The organism is Salinimicrobium maris, from assembly GCF_049680855.1.
GTDB lineage: Bacteria > Bacteroidota > Bacteroidia > Flavobacteriales > Flavobacteriaceae > Salinimicrobium.
In genome coordinates, this window is the sequence record NZ_JBMPGS010000003.1 from 144,087 (window position 1) to 162,185 (window position 18,099).

General features: G+C 40.8%; 18 protein-coding genes. 12 read left to right on the forward strand and 6 right to left on the reverse strand.

Translation table 11 applies throughout. The features are described 5' to 3' along the window. Positions 1 to 41: 41 nt before the first annotated feature. Complete coding sequence (gene ribH, locus ACOV1Q_RS11080) at positions 42 to 539, reverse strand: 6,7-dimethyl-8-ribityllumazine synthase (protein ID WP_424494461.1); 498 nt, start codon at positions 537 to 539, stop codon at positions 42 to 44. Positions 540 to 547: 8 nt separating this feature from the next. Then, positions 548 to 1,318: a tetratricopeptide repeat protein gene (locus ACOV1Q_RS11085; protein ID WP_424494462.1), complete on the reverse strand. Its 771-nt coding sequence runs from the start codon at positions 1,316 to 1,318 to the stop codon at positions 548 to 550. 145 nt (positions 1,319 to 1,463) lie between these two features. Between ACOV1Q_RS11085 and recF the strand changes: the two genes are divergently transcribed. From recF to ACOV1Q_RS11110, 5 genes are all read left to right on the forward strand, one after another. Next, positions 1,464 to 2,543: a DNA replication/repair protein RecF gene (gene recF / locus ACOV1Q_RS11090; RefSeq protein ID WP_424494463.1), complete on the forward strand. Its 1,080-nt coding sequence runs from the start codon at positions 1,464 to 1,466 to the stop codon at positions 2,541 to 2,543. Continuing rightward, entirely contained in the window at positions 2,540 to 2,977 is a 438-nt protein-coding gene (locus tag ACOV1Q_RS11095; protein ID WP_424494464.1) for a lipocalin family protein, read from the forward strand. Before recF ends, ACOV1Q_RS11095 begins: the two co-directional genes overlap by 4 nt. Beyond that, complete coding sequence (locus ACOV1Q_RS11100; RefSeq protein WP_424494465.1) at positions 2,961 to 3,257, forward strand: DciA family protein; 297 nt, start codon at positions 2,961 to 2,963, stop codon at positions 3,255 to 3,257. Before ACOV1Q_RS11095 ends, ACOV1Q_RS11100 begins: the two co-directional genes overlap by 17 nt. A gap of 184 nt (positions 3,258 to 3,441) precedes the next feature. Further along, positions 3,442 to 4,071: a protein-L-isoaspartate(D-aspartate) O-methyltransferase gene (locus ACOV1Q_RS11105; RefSeq protein ID WP_424494466.1), complete on the forward strand. Its 630-nt coding sequence runs from the start codon at positions 3,442 to 3,444 to the stop codon at positions 4,069 to 4,071. 113 nt (positions 4,072 to 4,184) lie between these two features. Continuing rightward, positions 4,185 to 4,853: a porin family protein gene (locus tag ACOV1Q_RS11110; protein WP_424494467.1), complete on the forward strand. Its 669-nt coding sequence runs from the start codon at positions 4,185 to 4,187 to the stop codon at positions 4,851 to 4,853. A gap of 81 nt (positions 4,854 to 4,934) precedes the next feature. Here the strand turns inward: ACOV1Q_RS11110 and ACOV1Q_RS11115 are convergent, their stop codons facing one another. Continuing rightward, positions 4,935 to 5,354, reverse strand: coding sequence for a nucleoside-diphosphate kinase (locus tag ACOV1Q_RS11115; RefSeq protein WP_424494468.1), 420 nt, complete (start codon positions 5,352 to 5,354; stop codon positions 4,935 to 4,937). Between the two features lie 85 nt (positions 5,355 to 5,439). After that, positions 5,440 to 6,483: an alkaline phosphatase D family protein gene (locus ACOV1Q_RS11120; RefSeq protein ID WP_424494469.1), complete on the reverse strand. Its 1,044-nt coding sequence runs from the start codon at positions 6,481 to 6,483 to the stop codon at positions 5,440 to 5,442. A gap of 144 nt (positions 6,484 to 6,627) precedes the next feature. Here ACOV1Q_RS11120 and ACOV1Q_RS11125 point away from each other — a divergent pair, with 144 nt between their 5' ends. The 3 genes from ACOV1Q_RS11125 to ACOV1Q_RS11135 are packed head-to-tail and all read left to right on the forward strand — an operon-like array spanning position 6,628 to position 9,321. Further along, a complete protein-coding gene (locus tag ACOV1Q_RS11125; RefSeq protein WP_424494470.1) occupies positions 6,628 to 7,644 on the forward strand; it encodes a DHH family phosphoesterase in 1,017 nt (338 codons plus the stop codon). Next, the gene (gldI, locus tag ACOV1Q_RS11130; protein WP_424494471.1) at positions 7,641 to 8,198 is read left to right on the forward strand and encodes a gliding motility-associated peptidyl-prolyl isomerase GldI; all 558 of its coding nucleotides are present in this window, start codon (positions 7,641 to 7,643) and stop codon (positions 8,196 to 8,198) included. Before ACOV1Q_RS11125 ends, gldI begins: the two co-directional genes overlap by 4 nt. 4 nt (positions 8,199 to 8,202) lie before the next feature. Further along, the gene (locus ACOV1Q_RS11135) at positions 8,203 to 9,321 is read left to right on the forward strand and encodes a peptidylprolyl isomerase (RefSeq protein ID WP_424494472.1); all 1,119 of its coding nucleotides are present in this window, start codon (positions 8,203 to 8,205) and stop codon (positions 9,319 to 9,321) included. A 181-nt stretch (positions 9,322 to 9,502) separates the two neighbouring features. On the opposite strand, the gene ACOV1Q_RS11140 is transcribed toward ACOV1Q_RS11135, so the two are convergent. Then, positions 9,503 to 10,966: an aminoacyl-histidine dipeptidase gene (locus tag ACOV1Q_RS11140; RefSeq protein ID WP_424494473.1), complete on the reverse strand. Its 1,464-nt coding sequence runs from the start codon at positions 10,964 to 10,966 to the stop codon at positions 9,503 to 9,505. An 82-nt stretch (positions 10,967 to 11,048) separates the two neighbouring features. On the opposite strand from ACOV1Q_RS11140, the gene ACOV1Q_RS11145 reads away from it, so the two are divergent. From ACOV1Q_RS11145 to ACOV1Q_RS11155, 3 genes are all read left to right on the forward strand, one after another. Further along, positions 11,049 to 12,167 carry a DUF3810 domain-containing protein gene (locus ACOV1Q_RS11145; protein ID WP_424494474.1) on the forward strand — a complete coding sequence of 373 codons (1,119 nt, stop codon included), beginning with the start codon at positions 11,049 to 11,051 and terminating at the stop codon, positions 12,165 to 12,167. Between the two features lie 106 nt (positions 12,168 to 12,273). Beyond that, positions 12,274 to 15,234, forward strand: coding sequence for an amidohydrolase family protein (locus tag ACOV1Q_RS11150; protein WP_424494475.1), 2,961 nt, complete (start codon positions 12,274 to 12,276; stop codon positions 15,232 to 15,234). Between the two features lie 21 nt (positions 15,235 to 15,255). Then, positions 15,256 to 16,569: an amidohydrolase family protein gene (locus ACOV1Q_RS11155; RefSeq protein ID WP_424494476.1), complete on the forward strand. Its 1,314-nt coding sequence runs from the start codon at positions 15,256 to 15,258 to the stop codon at positions 16,567 to 16,569. 95 nt (positions 16,570 to 16,664) lie between these two features. Here ACOV1Q_RS11155 and ACOV1Q_RS11160 read toward each other — a convergent pair whose 3' ends face one another. Next, positions 16,665 to 17,111, reverse strand: a complete 447-nt coding sequence (locus ACOV1Q_RS11160; RefSeq protein WP_424494477.1) for a hypothetical protein — start codon at positions 17,109 to 17,111, stop codon at positions 16,665 to 16,667. A gap of 165 nt (positions 17,112 to 17,276) precedes the next feature. Between ACOV1Q_RS11160 and ACOV1Q_RS11165 the strand changes: the two genes are divergently transcribed. Further along, complete coding sequence (locus ACOV1Q_RS11165; protein ID WP_424494478.1) at positions 17,277 to 18,083, forward strand: TrmH family RNA methyltransferase; 807 nt, start codon at positions 17,277 to 17,279, stop codon at positions 18,081 to 18,083. Positions 18,084 to 18,099 lie beyond the last annotated feature (16 nt).

Here is an 18,099-nt window from a genome sequence, read left to right on the forward strand (position 1 = left end):
AAGTAACTACAACAAAAACAATGCCGCTACAAGAATTAAGGCTACAGGCGAGCGTCCTGCCGTAGTTTTGCCATTTTAATAGCTGCAATAGCAGCTTCAGTTCCTTTGTTGCCGTGTTTCCCGCCAGACCTGTCAATTGCCTGCTGCATGTTTCTATCTGTCAACACACAAAAAATCACAGGAATATCCTGATGCACGTTAAGGTCCTTGATCCCCTGAGAAACGGCTTCACATACGAAATCAAAATGTTTAGTTTCCCCTTCAATCACGCTTCCAATAGCTATGACGGCATCAAACATATCATAGGTTTCCTGCATCTTTTTACAGCCATAAACCAGTTCAAAACTGCCGGGAACATTCCAACGCACGATATTTTGCTCTAGTACCCCGTTATCACGAAGGGCTTCAAAAGCACCTTTAAATAAGCCTTCAGTGATGTTGTCGTTCCATTCTGAAACAACAATCCCAAACCTGAATTCCTTCGCGTTTGGGATGTTGTTCTTATCGTATTCTGAAAGATTTTTACCTTCGGTAGCCATACTTTAAATTATTGCATTGCCTGTGCCTGTCCAAGATATCCAGCAACCATGTCTGCCTGAGATGAATTTGGAAATTCATCCTCTATCCTGGTCAGGTATTCTTCAGCTTTTTCTCCTTCTCCAAGAGAAAGTGCAGTAATAGCCGCTTTTAGAAGAAACTTAGGAGTGGTAAATTCATTTGTTCTCATAGTGGCAGCCTCTTCATAGTAATTCAAAGCTTCTTCCGGCTGCTCTAGCTGCATAAATGCATCGCCCAATGCTCCTTTTGCCAATGGCGCAATTACCTCATCATCACTCTCAAAATCGTCAAGCTGATTGATAGCCTCCTGGTAATTATTAGTGCTCAAGTAGGCCATTCCCGCATAATATCTTGCAAGATTTGCTGCATTTGTGCTACCATAATTATCTATAATATCAAGAAAACCGTATTTTCCTTCTCCTCCCGTTAAAGAAAGGTTATAAAGAGAATCACTTTCTGCTCCAGTAGCATCTAGGGCCGAATCAAAATAGATCTGCGCCTGGAACATTTCGTTAGCTGCTTCGGCTTCTTTTGGCTCCTGCACAAACTCATTATAAGCAAGGTATCCCAATATAATAATAGCTGCAGCACCAATAATAATAAATATATATTTCTGATTTTTGGCGACCCAGGCTTCGGTTTTACCGGCACCTTCATCTAAAGTGTTAAATACTTCTGCAGTTGTAGATTCGTCTTCAACCTTATTTTGCTGCTCTTCTTTATTTTCAGGTTTATATCCTCTTTTCTTGTACGTTGCCATAAAAATGTTAATTGAACGGCAAAAATAGAATTTTTATTGAAAATTAAAAGGGAAAATATTTGTTTATTTATCCTAATTTGCCCTCATTAAGATAGCAGTTCACTCTAAAGAAGAATAATTTCAAAATGCTGAATCACAGCTTTTTATGCAACTAAAATCCCTTTCACTTTTAAATTACAAAAATTTCGAATCGGCAAACTTTGATTTTGATCCTAAAATAAATTGCCTTGTTGGCAATAACGGAGTCGGTAAAACCAACGTACTGGATAGCATCTATCATCTCGCCTTCGGAAAAAGTTATTTTAACCCAATCACCAGTCAGAATATTCGGCACAACTCCGATTTTTTTGTGGTGGAAGGGGAATTTGAAAAATTAGACCGGCAGGAAAATATTCTTGTGAGCGCTAAAAAAGGACAGAAAAAAGTAATTAAAAGGAACAATAAACCTTACGAAAAATTCAGCGAACACATAGGTTTTATTCCCACAGTCATTATCTCTCCCGCAGATCGTGATTTAATAATTGAAGGCAGCGAAACCAGAAGAAAGTTCATTGACGGCGTCATTTCACAAGGTGACAATCTTTACCTCAACAGCCTAATAGACTACGGCAAGATCCTGTCTCAACGCAACTCTCTTCTAAAATATTTTGCCGCCAATCATAGTTTTGATCGTGATACCCTATCAATATATAATATGCAGCTGGAAGAACTTGGCAGTACACTTTATAAGAAAAGACAATCATTCCTGGAAACCTTCATTCCTATCTTTAGGAACAGGTATGCGTCTATAAGTAACGAGAAGGAACAAGTGGACATTGTGTATAAAAGTCAGTTACAGGAAAAACCGCTTTACGCTCTCCTGGAAGAAAACCTTCAAAAGGATATGGCCCTACAATATACTGGTGTGGGTACCCATAAAGACGATCTTAATTTCGAAATTGAAGGCCATCCTGTAAAGAAATTCGGTTCGCAGGGACAACAAAAATCATTTTTGATCGCTTTAAAATTAGCGCAATTTGATTTTATCAAAGATCTCAACAAGGTCTCACCAATCCTCCTTTTAGATGACATTTTTGACAAACTTGATGAGAACCGGGTCGCTCACATCGTAGATCTTGTGGCTACAGATCAACTTGGGCAGCTTTTTATTAGTGACACTCATGGCGACCGGACAGAAAAAGTTGTTAAAGGCACAAATCAATCCTATAAAATGTTTGAACTATGAAAAAGGTAAATTTTCTTTTTCTTCTATTCATCTTCAGCCTTGGCTGCAATACACAAACTTCAGAAGAGAAAATTCAAAACCTCAACGGGTACTGGGAAATTAAATCTGTGGAACAGGAAAATGAGAATCCTACGGAATACAGGTTCAGTGAAATGGTGGATTATATCGAAATTAAAGATGGTGCGGGTTTTCGCACGAAGGTAAAGCCCCAGCTGGACGGCAGTTTTATAAGCACAGAAAATTCCGAAGAATTATCAGTGCAAATTGAAAATGACAGCATAAATTTGTACTATACGACCCCATATGATTCCTGGAAAGAAACTTTGCTTTCTTCGGAAGATGACGAAATACAATTGTTAAACCAATATGGGACCATCTACACTTACAAAAGATTTAGCCCCTATTTAACTGAAGATTATGGCGAGGAGAAGTAATGAACATTTAAGCATTAGCGAAGCCCTGCAGGAATTCGTAGAAGACAACAAACTTCAAAAAGGACTTGATAAAGTTCACGTAAGGGAAGTGTGGAACAGCCAAATGGGTCCGGCTATTGAGAAATATACCACCGCCTTAAAGCTTGAAAGAAATACGCTATATGTGCAGCTAAGCTCATCTGTTCTCAGGGAGGAACTTAGCTACGGAAAAGAGAAGATCATCAAAATGCTTAACCAGGAGCTGGGACGAGAACTAGTCAAAAAGCTGGTTTTACGATAAAATTTCTAAGTTCTGTTTTTCCGAAAAAGCTTCTAAACTGCAGTTCCAAAAATGGCATTTAGACACATTATTTTTCGCCGGTCTATCGGCACAGAATTGCCACTTAAAATTTCTTCCACGCAGCACATTGTACATTTCATAATTATTATATTTAATTAAGTACCAAACACTTAACTTGTAATTTATGGTCACGCAGGAGGAAATGATAGAAAAACAGCTTAAAAGCAGGGGAATCTCAGATGAAAAAGTGCTTAAAGCGATGCAGGAAGTTGATCGCAGACTTTTTGTTCCTGAAGAAATGAAAGCTCATGCTTATGAAGATCGCCCGCTGCCCATAGGAAAAGATCAAACGATTAGCCAGCCATATATTGTAGCCTATATGGCCGAAAAATTGGAAATATCTCCTAAAAACACCATTTTGGAAGTAGGAACCGGCTGCGGCTATAACGCTGCAGTTCTATCAAAGCTTGCTTTACACGTATACAGCGTTGAAATTATTGAATGGCTGGCAAAACTTGCCGAAGAAAGCCTTCCAAAAATTGAAGTTCCAAACATCACTACCCGCCAGGGCGATGGATTTGCCGGCTGGCCCGAAAAAGCACCTTTTGATGCCATTATTCTCACTGCTGCTCCAGCCAGTATCCCCAACCCCTTAAAGGAACAATTAAAAATTGGTGGAAAATTACTCGCTCCTGTTGGCGAAAATAGCCAGAAGCTGATTTTACTGGAAAAGACCGGTAAAGACTCATTTAAAGAAAAAACACTGCTCCTGGTAAATTTTGTTGCAATGACCGGAAAAGCAGAAAGTAATTAAATTCCGAAAGCATACTTTCCCATTCACTTATTGCTTGAAAGAAAAGCAGGAATTTTCCTGTTTGTCTTCTTTATTTATCAGAAAATAATATTTTTAGCGAAAATTTTTAAACAATGAGAAAACACCTACTGCTCGGATTCCTTTCAATCTTGACTTTTGGCTCTGTTAAAGCACAGGAAATTAATTTTGGAGTAAAAGGAGGACTAAACATTTCAAATTTGCATTCTTCGAATACCCCTGTAGATGAAATCACAGAAAGCCGCACTGGCTTTCACGCCGGTGCTTTTGGCGAACTTCGCTTTAGCAATTTATTTGCACTACAGGTAGAAGCGCTTTATTCACAGCAAGGAGCAACAACAACGATTGCATACATACCAATTGATCCTCCCGGAGAGCTGGGATATTTCAAGCAAAGTTATACGAAGCAACAAAATCAAGATCTCGAGGCCAAAGGCCGATATGATTACCTAAACCTTCCCGTGTTGGCAAAGTTCTATGTATATAAAGGCTTAAATGTTTATGGCGGACCGCAACTTTCCGTTTTACTTTCTGCCAAAGATGAATATGAATCTGTCGAAAATGATGTGAAAGATCAGTTAGATCCTTTTGATTTTGGTTTAAACGGCGGTGTAGGTTATCAATTTGAAATGGGGTTGTTTTTTAGTGCATCCTATTACTGGGGAATCAACAACATTAGCCATATTGACTACTCAAATGTATTAGGGTATGATATCAATATTCACCAGGGTGCATTTCAATTTTCTACAGGCTACAGGTTCTAAAATGGCATTTTTTCGATGTATTTTTGTAAAACAAAAAACCACCCGAAAGGGTGGTTTTTTATTTATTTCTAATGCTTAATATTAGAACATTTCTCTTCCAGAGAAATGGAAAGCACCTTCAATTTGAGCATTTTCATCACTGTCACTTCCGTGAACGGCGTTCTCTCCTACAGATTCTGCATATTTCTTGCGAATAGTTCCTTCCGCAGCATCTTCAGGGTTAGTAGCTCCAATAAGTGTTCTAAAATCTTCTACTGCGTTCTCTTTTTCAAGAATGGCAGCCACAATAGGACCGCGGGTCATGAATTCAACCAATTCCCCGAAGAAGGGACGCTCTTTATGGATCTCATAAAATGTCTCTGCATCACGCTGAGTCATTTGAGTAAGTTTCAATGCTACGATTCTAAACCCAGAAGCAGTGATTTGCTCTAAAATTGCTCCAATGTGTCCTTTTTCAACTGCATCGGGCTTTAACATGGTGAAAGTTCTGTTTCCTGCCATTATATCAATTTTAATTTTTGGCAAAAATAGACAATTGAGGAGTTCCCGCAAATCTATTTCCGTTATTCTCTACAAGTTGTGTTTCTTAAAAGTTCTGAACGAGTTCCTGCTGCACTTCATTTTTCTTGCCACGCATTTGCATCCTGATCTTTTTATTTTCGAAATCAAATAATAGTAACCCGAAGCTCAAATCACTTACCACATCCCCTACTCTGTATTTATTCGGTTCTCCTGAAAAATCTGAATAACTGTGCGTAAGGCCGCTGGAGGTGAAATCTACCAGTTGATAATTTAATGCCGGCATTTCTTTCCTGGAAAATTCTGAAATATGACGGTCACCGCTCAGCAGCACTATATTCTTGGCTGTTGTTGAAGCTATCAAATCCTGAAGCCTTGATACCTCCTTCGGAAAATTAGCCCATGTTTCGAACCCGTGTTCCCCCGAAAGCACCTGGATACTGCTCATAATTATATTAAAATCTGCTTCACTCTGTTCCAATTCCTGTTTCAGCCAAGTCCATTGTTTTTCTCCCAGAATGGTTCCGTTAGCTCCGGCATCATATCTTTTCCCCTCCTTTGCACTTGCTTTTAGCGCAGACCGAAAATATCTGGTATCCAGCAAAATGATCTTTACACTACCGTTTTCCTTTTCATACGTTTTACTGTGATACACTCCTTCCCTACTCCTTCGAGCATCAGAAAGCGGTACCTCTAAAAAATCGAGAAATTCCTGCTGACTTTCTTTCTTGTATTCCCAGGAACTGCCGCCATCGTTTTGCCCATAATCATGATCATCCCAGGTAGCCTGAATATTTGTATTTGAAACCAGTTTTTGATAGCCTTCATTTTGCTTCTGAAGTTGATACTCTCTTTCAAGTTTCTCCATATCTTCAGTATCTGCATAAATATTATCTCCACCCCAAATAAAAACATCAGGTTTATGAGCGATAATTGGTTCCCATAGTGGCTGTGAAAGATCCTGCCGGTTACAACTTCCAAAAGCAATGGTAAAATCGGCCTTTTTAGAAGTGGCGGTAGTATTTTCAATAGATGAGCCTGTAGAATTCTTGGAAGAAGTACAGGAATTCAACAGCACGATGAGGCAAAATAGAGTAAGAAACTGTTTCATAAATGGCATTTTTAAAAGATCAAAAGTAAGAAACCCAATGTTACCTGAATGTAATTTTATCCTTTCACAAAATCTCCTGGTGAATTTTACATTTTCAAATTCTCCCGTTTCGCAATCCTGAAATATTAGGTAACTTCGCCGCTTATGAAGAATGAAGATATTTCAGAATTAAAGGAACTCCTGGGAACCCCCAGGAAAATAGTGATCGTACCACACAAAGGACCCGATGGAGACGCAATGGGAGCCACGCTGGCCTTAAAACTTTTCCTGGAAGCCCAGGAGCACCATGTACAACTTATTTCTCCCAACAATTATCCAGATTTTTTGAAGTGGATGCCCTACCAGGAAGATATTCTTATTTATGAAAATAACAGGGAGCGTGCAAACGAATACATAAAAGAAGCTGATGCGATCTTCACGCTCGATTTCAACCATCTTTCCCGAGCTGGCGAAATGCAGGAAAGCCTGGAAGCCGCCGATTCTTTTTTTGTAATGATAGATCATCACCAACAGCCGGGAGATTATGCGAACATCACTTACAGTGATCCCACAATGTGCTCCACTTGCCAAATGGTTTACCATTTTATGGAACACCTGGGTTATGTAAATAAGATCACGCCGCAAATAGCAACCTGTTTATACACCGGAATCATGACCGATACCGGCTCTTTTCGATACAGGTCCACCACAAGTCTTACGCATAAAGTAATTGCCGATCTTATTGAAAAAGGAGCTGACAACACAACAATTCATGAAAATATTTATGATACCAATACCTACAGCAAACTTCAGCTTTTGGGGGTAGCCCTAAATAATTTGAAAATTGTAGAAGGCCTGCGCACAGCATATATTACGTTGTCACAGGAAGAGCTGGACAGGCATAACTTCAAAAAGGGAGATACGGAAGGCTTTGTTAACTACGGGCTTTCCCTGGAAGGCATCGTATTTGCTGCCATCTTTATTGAAAACGAAGCGGAGAATATAATTAAGATCTCTCTTCGCTCCAAGGGTACTTTTTCGGTAAATGAATTTTCCCGAACACACTTTAGCGGTGGTGGACATACCAACGCTGCAGGAGGTAAAAGTGAACTTTCCCTGCAGGAAACCGTGGAGAAATTTATTAGTATCTTACCCGAATACAAAACAAGTCTGTCAAAATGAAAAAATTGATTGCCTTACTTTTCGTTGGTTTGGGAATTCTATCCTGCAAATCGCCCGAAGCACGCCGGCCGGTGATGCAAAAAACAGGTTCATACATTGATGCCTCTGTACAGCGCAACCGGCAAATAGTAGCCGCAGAAGAAGATCGCATTCAGGAGATCATCGCTATAGACAGTACCAATACCTATATCTCCTCGCCCAATGGCTTCTGGTACTATTACAAGGAAGAAGACACAACCGCCACAGTAACACCGGGATTTGGTGACGTGGTGGAATTTGACTATAACATACAAACCCTGGACGGGCAAACAATTTATTCTGAAGAAGAACTCGATACCAGGACTTACGTTATGGACCAGGAAGAGCTTTTCTCAGGATTAAGAGAAGGCTTAAAACTCATGAACGAAGGCGAAACTGTGACATTTCTTTTTCCGTCACACAAAGCCTTCGGTTTCTATGGAGATAAAGACCGCATTGGCAGTCATGTCCCGCTGAGATCTACAGTTACTTTAAATACCATCAACCAAAAAGAAAGCAATACAAACACGAATTAAAACTATGAGAAAAGCATCTATTTTATTTTTATGCAGCATTTTATTTTCGCTTACGGCATGCAATGAGGAATATCCAGAGTTGGAAAACGGCATGTACGCTGAATTTCAAACCACCCATGGAACCTTCGTAGCCGAATTATTTTATGAAGCCACTCCTATGACCGTGGCCAGCTTCGTATCTCTTGCAGAAGGAACCAGCGAAATGACAGATTCCCTGAACCAGGGAAAAGAATTTTACGACGGCTTAAAATTTCACAGGGTGATCAAAGATTTCATGATCCAGGGAGGTGATCCTACGGGAACAGGAAGCGGCGGACCCGGTTATAAATTTCCGAATGAAATCGTAGATTCTTTACAACACGATTCAGCAGGTATATTATCAATGGCCAACTCGGGACCAGACACAAACGGAAGCCAGTTCTTTATTACCTTAAAAGAAACTCCATGGCTTGACGGAATCCATACCGTATTTGGAGAAGTAGTAATGAGCATGGATGTGGTGGAAGCCATAGGATCTGTTGAAACTGCTGCAGGTGATAAACCCGTGGATGACGTGGTGATGAAAGAGGTGAACATCATTAGAAAAGGAAGTGATGCCAAGAATTTCAACGCTGCTGAAGTATTAAAATCTGAATTACAGCAATACGAAGAAGAACTTGCAGCTCAGGAAGAGAAAATGACTTCGCAAATTAAGGCAAATGCACAACGTTTTGAAGAACGCAAAGCCGAAGCCAATGAACTTGAAAGCGGGTTGAAAATTTACTATATCGAAGATGTAGAAGGACAAAAGCCTGTTGCCGGCGACACTCTTTTAGTGAACTACACAGGCTATCTTAGCACGGGAGAGATCTTTGACACCAATATTGAAGAACTTTCAAAAGAATACGGCCTGTTCAACCAAAAAAGAAAAGCTATGAACGGATACAGCCCAATGCCGGTAGAAGTAGGACCCGGGGCACGTGTAATTCCAGGTTTTAGGGAAGGTGTTGAACAATTAAATCCTGGTGACAAAGCAATTTTATTTATTCCTGCTCACCTTGGATATGGAGAACGCGGTGCGTCTCCAGTGATCCCACCAAATGCAGATCTAATTTTTGAAGTTGAAGCAGTAGAAGCTCAATAAATCCTGAATAAGGTATACAACAGATTAAAGGCTGCTTAAAAAGCTGCAAATACGTCCTTCTGAATTTATTTCAGAATCTTAACATTCCAATCTTCGGAATTATTAGAACCTGATACCAGTTCAGGTTGACGTAAAACAGACTTTTTAGGCAGCCTTTGTATTTCTAAACTTTTCCGAAGCTTTAATTCTTCTCCGGAATATCCTGTAGGATTCTTAACACAAACTTCCAGTACTTCTGGGCCGATGATATGCTTGCTCGTTCATCTGGCGAATGTGCGCCACGAATTGTTGGGCCAAAAGAGATCATATCCATTTCGGGGTAATTTTTACCTAAGATTCCACATTCCAGCCCCGCATGACATGCAGCGATTTCTGCCTTTTCATTGTTCATATCCTGGTAAATTTCATCCAGCACTTTTAAAATAGCAGAATTCCTGTTTGGCGCCCACCCTGGATATTCCCCGGAAAGTGTCACTTCAAAACCTGCCAGTTCAAATCCTGCACGAAGACTGTTCGCAAGATCCATTTTTGAAGATTCAACCGAGGAACGTGTTAAACAAAGGATCTCAATTTTGCCATTTTTGAGTTCTACCCGGGCTACGTTATTAGAGGTTTCCACCAAACCTTCAATTTCCGGGCTCATTCTGTACACGCCGTTGTGCGCGGCATAAACTGCCTTGACAAATAACTCCTGCACGCCCAATTCCATCACTTTTCCCGGCAGTTCTACTTCGGAAATGACCACATCCAAATTCGGTTCAAGAGTTTTGTACTCTTCTTTGACCAAGTCCAGAAGCTTCTGAAATTCCTTCTGAAAATCCTCTTTTTGAAGAGTATCTATGGTAACAACTGCTACACTTTCCCGCGGAATTGCATTTCGTAATCCGCCGCCATTTATTTCAGCGATACGAAGCCCAAACTTCTCAAACCCATCAAAAAGAAAACGGTTCATCAATTTATTTGCATTTCCAAGGCCCTTGATGATATCCATTCCCGAATGTCCGCCTTTTAATCCTTTTACCACGATCTTGTAGGCTGTTGATTCTTCCGGAACTGCTTCTTCTTTATAGTTTCTGATTGCCGTAATGTCTACACCACCGGCACATCCAATTCCTATTTCGTCATCTTCTTCGGTGTCGAGATTAAGAAGGATTTCCCCTTCCAGCATGCCAGGCTCGAGCCCCATTGCACCGGTCATTCCGGTTTCTTCATCTATCGTGAAAAGAGCTTCCAGCGCAGGATGTGGGATTTCATTACTTTCCAGGATCGCCATGATCGTCGCCACGCCCAGGCCATTATCTGCACCCAAAGTGGTTCCTTCTGCTTTGACCCAATCCCCATCTACATACATTTTGATGCCTTCATTTTCAAAATCAAAATTTGAATTGTTGTTTTTTTGATGAACCATATCCAAATGAGACTGAAGCACTACTTTTTTACGGTTTTCCATTCCCGGAGTTGCAGGTTTCTTGATTATCACATTTCCTACAGCATCCACCAATGTTTCAAGGCCCAGCTTATTTCCGAAGTTTTTCATGAATTCTATCACCCGTTCTTCCTTTTTCGAAGCACGGGGCACCGCGTTAAGATCGGCGAATTTATTCCATAGTTGCTTTGGTTCCAAAGCTCTTATTTCGTTGCTCATTTTGATTTATTTTTGATTCTAAACAAAGATATAAGTTCCTTTTAAGCTTAAATAATATTCCTGGTTTTTTAAAGTAAGACCTGTGGAAACATTCTTGCTTGCCGTAAGCCGATTTTTGTATTTTTGGGAGGTGAAGAAAAAAACCGCTATAATTCTTGCCATTTTATTACCTGTTCAAGTGATCGCTATACGAATGCTGGCCGGTTATCCACATCTTGTAGAGCAATGGTACAGTAAGGGCATTTATCCTCACACCTCTTCCCTTATGAGAATGGGATTGGGATTTTTGCCTTTTTCTCTTGGCGACCTTTTGTATGCCGCCCTTGTCGTTCTTATAATTCGATGGCTGGTAATTCGAATTAAGCACAGGTTTAGAAAGCCTCTTAAATGGCTGCTCGAAGCCCTCGCTACTTTTTCGATTATCTATGCCTGCTTTAATATCTTCTGGGGCCTGAATTATTATCGGCCTCCCCTGCACCAAACCCTGGAGATCGCACATAAATATTCTACTGAGGAATTACATCAATTAACCGAAATACTGGTAAAAAGATCAAACGAAATACATTTTTCCATCACCGAAAATGATACCGTAAAAGTGGATATTCCATACTCAAAAAATGAATTGTTTGCTCTTACCTTGGCCGGTTTTGAAAACCTACAAACAGATTTTCCAGAACTCGCCTACAACCACAGCAGCCTAAAAAGGTCCTTATACAGCGTTCCTCTTTCTTATATGGGATTTAACGGTTATTTGAACCCGCTTACTAATGAAGGGCAGGTGAACACGGTGATCGTTCCATTCAAGATACCCACAACCGCAAGCCATGAAGTGGGACACCAGCTGGGTTTTGCTGCAGAAAATGAAGCCAATTTCATTGCCTGCCTTGCCACCATGAGACATCCAGATATTTATTTTCAATATTCGGGATACACCTTTGCTCTAAGTTACTGCATGAACGAACTTTACAGAAGAGAACCCGAGCTGGCAAAGCAGCTTGTGGAGAAAATTAACCCTGGAATAAGAAAGAACTACGCCGAAGTACAGGAATTCTGGTTAGCTCATAAAAATCCATTTGAACCGCTGTTCATGGCATTCTATAACAGCTTTTTAGAAGCAAATGCGCAGCAGGGAGGAATGAAAAGTTACAGTTATGTGGTGGCACTGCTGGTCAATTATTTTCAGGAGGAAAATCAGCTTTAAGATTCCCTGAACTATTTAAAAAGGGCATTTTCAACAGGAAATCTTACTAAAAATTTGTTAACTTCCGGACTTTATTTAGTTCAACCCTTTTAGCCAAACCAATTTTATGAAATTAAAGTTCTTGTTCTGCGCCTTGTTTTGCGCTTCTCTAAGCCTGCAGGCACAGGAGTATTTTCCAAAAAACGACGGTGTGAAAGCCGGGGTGAATACCAATTATACGGTATTCAAAAATGCCAAAATTCACGTAGATCCTTCCAAAACCATAGATAACGGCATGTTTGCGGTACAGGATGGTAAGATCACGGCAGTCGGTAAAAACATTAAGATTCCTAACAACAGTGTAGTAATTGATCTTGAAGGAAAGGAAGTTTATCCATCTTTTATTGATCTTTTCACCAGCTTCGGAATTGAAAAACCTGAGAGAAGCAGCGGAAGCGCATATAGTGGAAATCCGCAGTACGATGCTTCTCGTGAGGGATATTACTGGAACGATCACATTCGGCCAGAAACTACTGCCTTAGAAAATTTTAAATTCAATACTTCGGAAGCCGAAAAACTTCAAAAATTAGGATTTGGAGTCGTTAATACACACATGCCCGACGGAATAATTCGCGGCACCGGAATGCTCGTAGCGCTAAATTCCGAAGGAACCGAAGGAGACCGCATTCTTAACCAAAGATCTGCTCAATACCTTTCTTTTGACAAAAGCGCAAAATCCAGGCAGGTTTATCCATCTTCTATTATGGGTGCCATGGCTTTATTACGCCAGACCTATCTCGATGCCGACTGGTATTCTAAAGGAAACAGTGACACCAAAGATCTAGCCCTTGAAGCTTTGAACAGAAATAAGAATCTTGTTCAAATCTTCGCGACCGATAATCTTCTTGATGAACTTCGCGCAGATAAAATAGGAGATGAATTCAACATCCAGTACGTCATTGCAGGTACAGGAAATGAGTACGAAAGACTTGAAGCGATCAAGGCCTCAAATGCCACTTATATTGTGCCGCTCACCTTTCCAAAACCTTTTGATTTGGAAGATCCATACCAGGCGAACTTTGCCAGCCTTGAAGATATGAAAGAATGGAACCAGGCACCTGCAAATCTTAAAATGATGGCAGAAGAAGGCATTCCGTTTACTCTTACCGCTTACGGCTCTGAAAATGAATTCAAAACCAACCTTTTAAAGGCCATTGAATACGGACTGGACAAGAGGAAAGCGCTGGAGGCTTTAACACTAGTTCCGGCAAAACTTATGGGGCAGGAAAATAAACTGGGAACCATAAAAGAAGGTGCCTGGGCAAATTTCATCATCACATCTGGCGACTATTTTGATAAGGAAACCACACTTTACGAAAACTGGGTTCAAGGTAGAAAGTCTGTCATAGAAGATATGAACACTGTAAACCTTAAAGGTACTTATGATGTTTCTGTAGCCGGAAAAACCTATGAGATGAAGATCACGGGAGAACCTGCCAAGCCTTCAGCAGAGATAACTAGCGGAGATGCAAAAATAGGTTCAGAGGTGAACTATAAGAACAACTGGCTAAACCTGTTACTTTCTTCGCCAGACACTACAAAAACAGCATATATAAGGCTTACAGCCAGAATTCCTCAGAATTCACAAAAGTTCCATGGAAAAGCCATTTTAGAAGATGGTACTCAAACCACTTTTTCAGCAACCAGAACGGCGACAGCTTCAGAAGATTCTGAAGAAGACAAGGAAACAGAACAACCGGAAGTTTTACCAGTTACTTTCCCGAACAAAGCCTACGGATTTGAAACACTTCCGAAGCAGGAAAATATTCTTTTCAGAAATGCCACAGTATGGACCAGTGAAGATGCGGGAGTCCTCGAAAATACTGATGTTCTCGTGAAAAACGGAAAAATCGCCCAAGTTGGTAAAAACCTCAACGCCAGAAATGCAAAAGTTATTGACGCCACCGGCAAACATCTCACCGCCGGAATCATTGATGAGCACTCGCACATTGCAGCATCCAGTGTGAACGAAGCAGGACATAATTCTTCTGCCGAAGTAAGTATGGAAGATGTGGTAGACCCCGACGATATCGGCATATACAGAAATCTTGGCGGGGGTGTGACGACGATGCAGTTACTGCACGGTTCGGCAAATCCTATTGGCGGGCGTTCTGCCATTTTGAAGATGAAATGGGGATCATCTCCTGAAGAAATGATCATTGACAACTCTCCAAAATACATCAAGTTCGCACTTGGAGAAAACGTGAAGCAGGCTAACTGGGATAGTCAGTCAAGGTTTCCTCAAACGCGAATGGGTGTAGAACAGGTTTTTGTTGACTATTTCACACGTGCAAAAGAATACGAAAAGAAAAAGAACAGTGGGCAACCCTATCGAAAAGATATTGAAATGGAAACGCTTATTGAAGTGATGAACCAGGAACGTTTTGTGACCGCCCACTCTTATGTACAGAGCGAGATCAACATGCTTATGGAAGTTGCAGAGCAATTTGGGTTCAACATTAATACTTTTACGCACATTTTAGAAGGTTATAAACTAGCCGATAAAATGGCTGAACACGGTGCCGGCGGATCTACATTTTCTGACTGGTGGGCGTATAAATACGAAGTGAATGACGCAATCCCTCAAAATGCTTCTATCATGCACAATGCTGGAGTAACCGTGGCCATTAACAGTGACGATTCTGAAATGAGCCGCCGCCTGAACCAGGAAGCTGCAAAAAGTATCAAATACGGAGATGTTTCTGAAGAAGAAGCCTGGAAATTTGTGACTATAAATCCGGCGAAGTTACTGCACATTGACGACCGCGTAGGAAGTATTAAAGAAGGCAAGGACGCAGATCTGGTTCTTTGGTCAGACAGTCCTCTTTCGGTATATGCCAAAGCTGAAAAAACAATGATTGAAGGAGCCGTTTATTTCGATATTGAGAGAGATGAACAAATGAGAAAGGAAATTGAAATTCAAAAGAACTTACTGGCAACCCAAATGCTGAAAGCCAAGAACAAAGGTGTAAAGACGCAGCCTGTAAAATCTACTAAAAAAGAAGAATTTCATTGTAATTCTCTTTAATTTATAAAAGCAAACGACGAGATGAAAAATATAAAATCAGCAGTACTTTTTGCATTTCTGCTCATGGCGGGAAGCATGCATGCACAGCAAACTCCGGCGCCACAACAAACTGAAGCAGTTACGATTGTAGGTGCCACAGCTCATATTGGCAACGGGGAAGTAATTGAAAAAAGTCTTATCATTCTTGAAGACGGTAAAATAAGGTCCGTTGCCGACGCAAATTCCACGAAAATGCCCTACCGCGGAACTGTGATTCAGGCAGAAGGGAAACACGTATATCCGGGTTTCATTGCGCCCAACAGCACTCTGGGGTTGGTAGAAATTGACGCGGTAAGACAAACCGATGATGAAGACGAGTTAGGAGAATTCCTGCCTCATATAAGGAGTATCATTGCCTACAACGCCGAAAGTAAAGTTGTGGAAAGCATGCGCCCAAACGGAGTTCTTATTGGGCAAATTGTTCCAAGAGGCGGAAGGATTTCAGGAACCTCTTCTATTGTGCAATTTGACGCCTGGAACTGGGAAGACGCAACAATGAAAGAGAACGATGGTCTCCACATCAACTGGCCTAATAGTTTTAGACGTGGCCGATGGTGGGCAGGCGAAGAGCCCGGTATCAAACCTAACGATGGCTACACTAAGGAAACACAGGAAGTAAAAGATTTTTTCACCAATGCCAAAGCTTATTTAGCAGGACCACGTTCAAAAACACACCTGCCTTACGAAGCGATGGAAAAGGTTTTTACCGGAGAGAAAAAGGTATTTATCCATGCCGATGGGGAAAAGGAAATTGTTGACATTCTGAATTTCAAAGAAGACCAGGGTCTTGAAAATGTGGTTTTGGTAGGTGCTTACAATGCATTTAAAGTAGCCGATCAAATTAAGGAACATAAGCTTCCGGTTCTTATTACCCGTCCTCACCAAACGCCAAACCTTGATGATGAAGATTATGATTTGCCTTATAAAATGGCAAAGCTTTTAAATGACAAAGGTGTTCTTGTTGCGCTTGAAACTAGCGGCGGAATGGAAAGAATGAACACCCGAAACCTTCCTTTTTATGCAGGAACGGCTGTTGCCCACGGTGTTGAAAAAGAAGAAGCTTTGAAGATGATCACGCTAAATACAGCTAAGATCCTGGGAATAGACCAGCAGGTTGGAACCCTGGAAGAAGGGAAAGATGCTACGCTTTTTATCAGCGAAGGAGATGCGCTGGATATGAGGACTAATAAACTCACAAAAGCATTTATCCAGGGACGGGATATAAGCCTTGAAAGTCATCAAACGGAACTTGCAAAACGCTATTCAGATAAAGTGGAAGCGGCAAGAGAGGAATAGAATACTTGTATAAATTCATAGTAAAAAAGGCTGTTTGAAGTGTCAAAAATGACATTTCAAACAGCCTTTCTTAATTTATGGTTTTTCAGCAAATCTTAATCAATATTCAGATTTCCGGAGTTTAGAACCACTTGTGTGGAAGGTCGCATTACGTTGCGTCCATTTTCTGCGGTGATAAAAATCCGTAGCGGGATGTAAGGAGTGACCGTTTCCAGAGAGGCCTTGTTCTTACTGTTAATCCGTAGGTTTCCAAGATTGACCACTCCGTGATCTTTGGTTTCCATCCAGACCACATAATTATTTCGGGAGGGAGTAAGTCTATCCGGGCGAGCAATGTTCTCAACCTCCAGTTCAATTTCATAGTTGCGATTCTCATTTTGATTGATATCCACCTTTGCCTCTGCCGCCGGCAATACTTCAGAAGTAGGAAATTGATGTGTTCCCGAGCAGGCCGAAATTAGAATAGCTGCAAAAATATAGCCCAGCACTTTAAAAGCATCTTTGATTGGCAGTACATTATCTTTCTTTTTCTTCTTTTCCATGATTAAATTTTTACGTTCTTAAGATACTACTTTTAAAGGCCTTTTAGAAATAATCCTTTTCAAAAATGCCATTTTTTAAGAACATTTAAGCACGAAGTTCATATTTCTTTAAGAAGAAAAACAGCTTCCATCTTAACAGCCGTCTCACTTTATTATCTTTGCTATATGCAGAAACAAATTACGAGCATTCAAAATCCAACAACAAAAAAATTGCTTCAGCTACAGGAGAAATCCCGCGCAAGAAGAAAAGAAAATTTATTCATTATTGAAGGCCAGCGTGAAATACGGCTGGCGCTAAAAGGTAGCTATGAGATCAGGGAACTTTTCTTTTGCAGTGCGCTTTTTTCTTCAGAAAATGCCGCAGAACTCTTTCAGGAAATGCCTTCAGAAGTAAATATTGTGGAAGTTTCTACAGAAGTTTATCAAAAAGTAGCGTACAGAGGCAGTACAGAAGGAATTCTTGCCGTTGCAGTCGGGAAAGATTTGAATCTTTCTTCTTTAAAACTTCCGAACAAAAATCCGTTGATCCTGGTTGCCGAAGCTCCCGAAAAACCAGGAAATATTGGCGCTCTACTACGCACGGCCGATGCCGCAAAGGTGGATGCGGTTCTCATCGCCAATCCAAGAACAGATATGTTCAATCCAAATATCATTCGCTCAAGCATTGGATGTCTCTTCACGAACCAGGTCGCGGCAGCCGGCACTTCAGAAATACTTGCATTTTTAAAAGAACATCAAATTGCCATTTTTGGAGCTGCATTACAGGCTTCCTTACCCTACCACGAAGTTAATTTTACAGCTGGAAGCGCAATTGTTGTGGGAACTGAAGCCACGGGATTAAGTAATGAATGGCTTGAAAATACGACTCAAAATATCGTAATTCCCATGCAGGGCGAAATAGACTCCATGAACGTCTCGGTTGCCGCCGGAATTCTTATTTTTGAAGCAAAACGCCAGCGGAATTTCAAATAATTCCCAGTATCATAAA

Bases quoted from the DNA above. Each gene is read 5' to 3' on its own strand.
- ACOV1Q_RS11100 (WP_424494465.1), top strand. From the start codon at position 2,961: ATGGCGAGGAGAAGTAATGAACATTTAAGCATTAGCGAAGCCCTGCAG.
- ACOV1Q_RS11150 (WP_424494475.1), top strand. From the start codon at position 12,274: ATGAAATTAAAGTTCTTGTTCTGCGCCTTGTTTTGCGCTTCTCTAAGC.
- ACOV1Q_RS11105 (WP_424494466.1), top strand. From the start codon at position 3,442: ATGGTCACGCAGGAGGAAATGATAGAAAAACAGCTTAAAAGCAGGGGA.
- ACOV1Q_RS11140 (WP_424494473.1), bottom strand. From the start codon at position 10,966: ATGAGCAACGAAATAAGAGCTTTGGAACCAAAGCAACTATGGAATAAA.
- ACOV1Q_RS11095 (WP_424494464.1), top strand. From the start codon at position 2,540: ATGAAAAAGGTAAATTTTCTTTTTCTTCTATTCATCTTCAGCCTTGGC.
- ACOV1Q_RS11155 (WP_424494476.1), top strand. From the start codon at position 15,256: ATGAAAAATATAAAATCAGCAGTACTTTTTGCATTTCTGCTCATGGCG.
- ACOV1Q_RS11120 (WP_424494469.1), bottom strand. From the start codon at position 6,483: ATGAAACAGTTTCTTACTCTATTTTGCCTCATCGTGCTGTTGAATTCC.
- recF (WP_424494463.1), top strand. From the start codon at position 1,464: ATGCAACTAAAATCCCTTTCACTTTTAAATTACAAAAATTTCGAATCG.
- ACOV1Q_RS11160 (WP_424494477.1), bottom strand. From the start codon at position 17,111: ATGGAAAAGAAGAAAAAGAAAGATAATGTACTGCCAATCAAAGATGCT.
- ribH (WP_424494461.1), bottom strand. From the start codon at position 539: ATGGCTACCGAAGGTAAAAATCTTTCAGAATACGATAAGAACAACATC.
- gldI (WP_424494471.1), top strand. From the start codon at position 7,641: ATGAAAAAATTGATTGCCTTACTTTTCGTTGGTTTGGGAATTCTATCC.
- ACOV1Q_RS11115 (WP_424494468.1), bottom strand. From the start codon at position 5,354: ATGGCAGGAAACAGAACTTTCACCATGTTAAAGCCCGATGCAGTTGAA.
- ACOV1Q_RS11135 (WP_424494472.1), top strand. From the start codon at position 8,203: ATGAGAAAAGCATCTATTTTATTTTTATGCAGCATTTTATTTTCGCTT.
- ACOV1Q_RS11125 (WP_424494470.1), top strand. From the start codon at position 6,628: ATGAAGAATGAAGATATTTCAGAATTAAAGGAACTCCTGGGAACCCCC.
- ACOV1Q_RS11085 (WP_424494462.1), bottom strand. From the start codon at position 1,318: ATGGCAACGTACAAGAAAAGAGGATATAAACCTGAAAATAAAGAAGAG.
- ACOV1Q_RS11165 (WP_424494478.1), top strand. From the start codon at position 17,277: ATGCAGAAACAAATTACGAGCATTCAAAATCCAACAACAAAAAAATTG.
- ACOV1Q_RS11110 (WP_424494467.1), top strand. From the start codon at position 4,185: ATGAGAAAACACCTACTGCTCGGATTCCTTTCAATCTTGACTTTTGGC.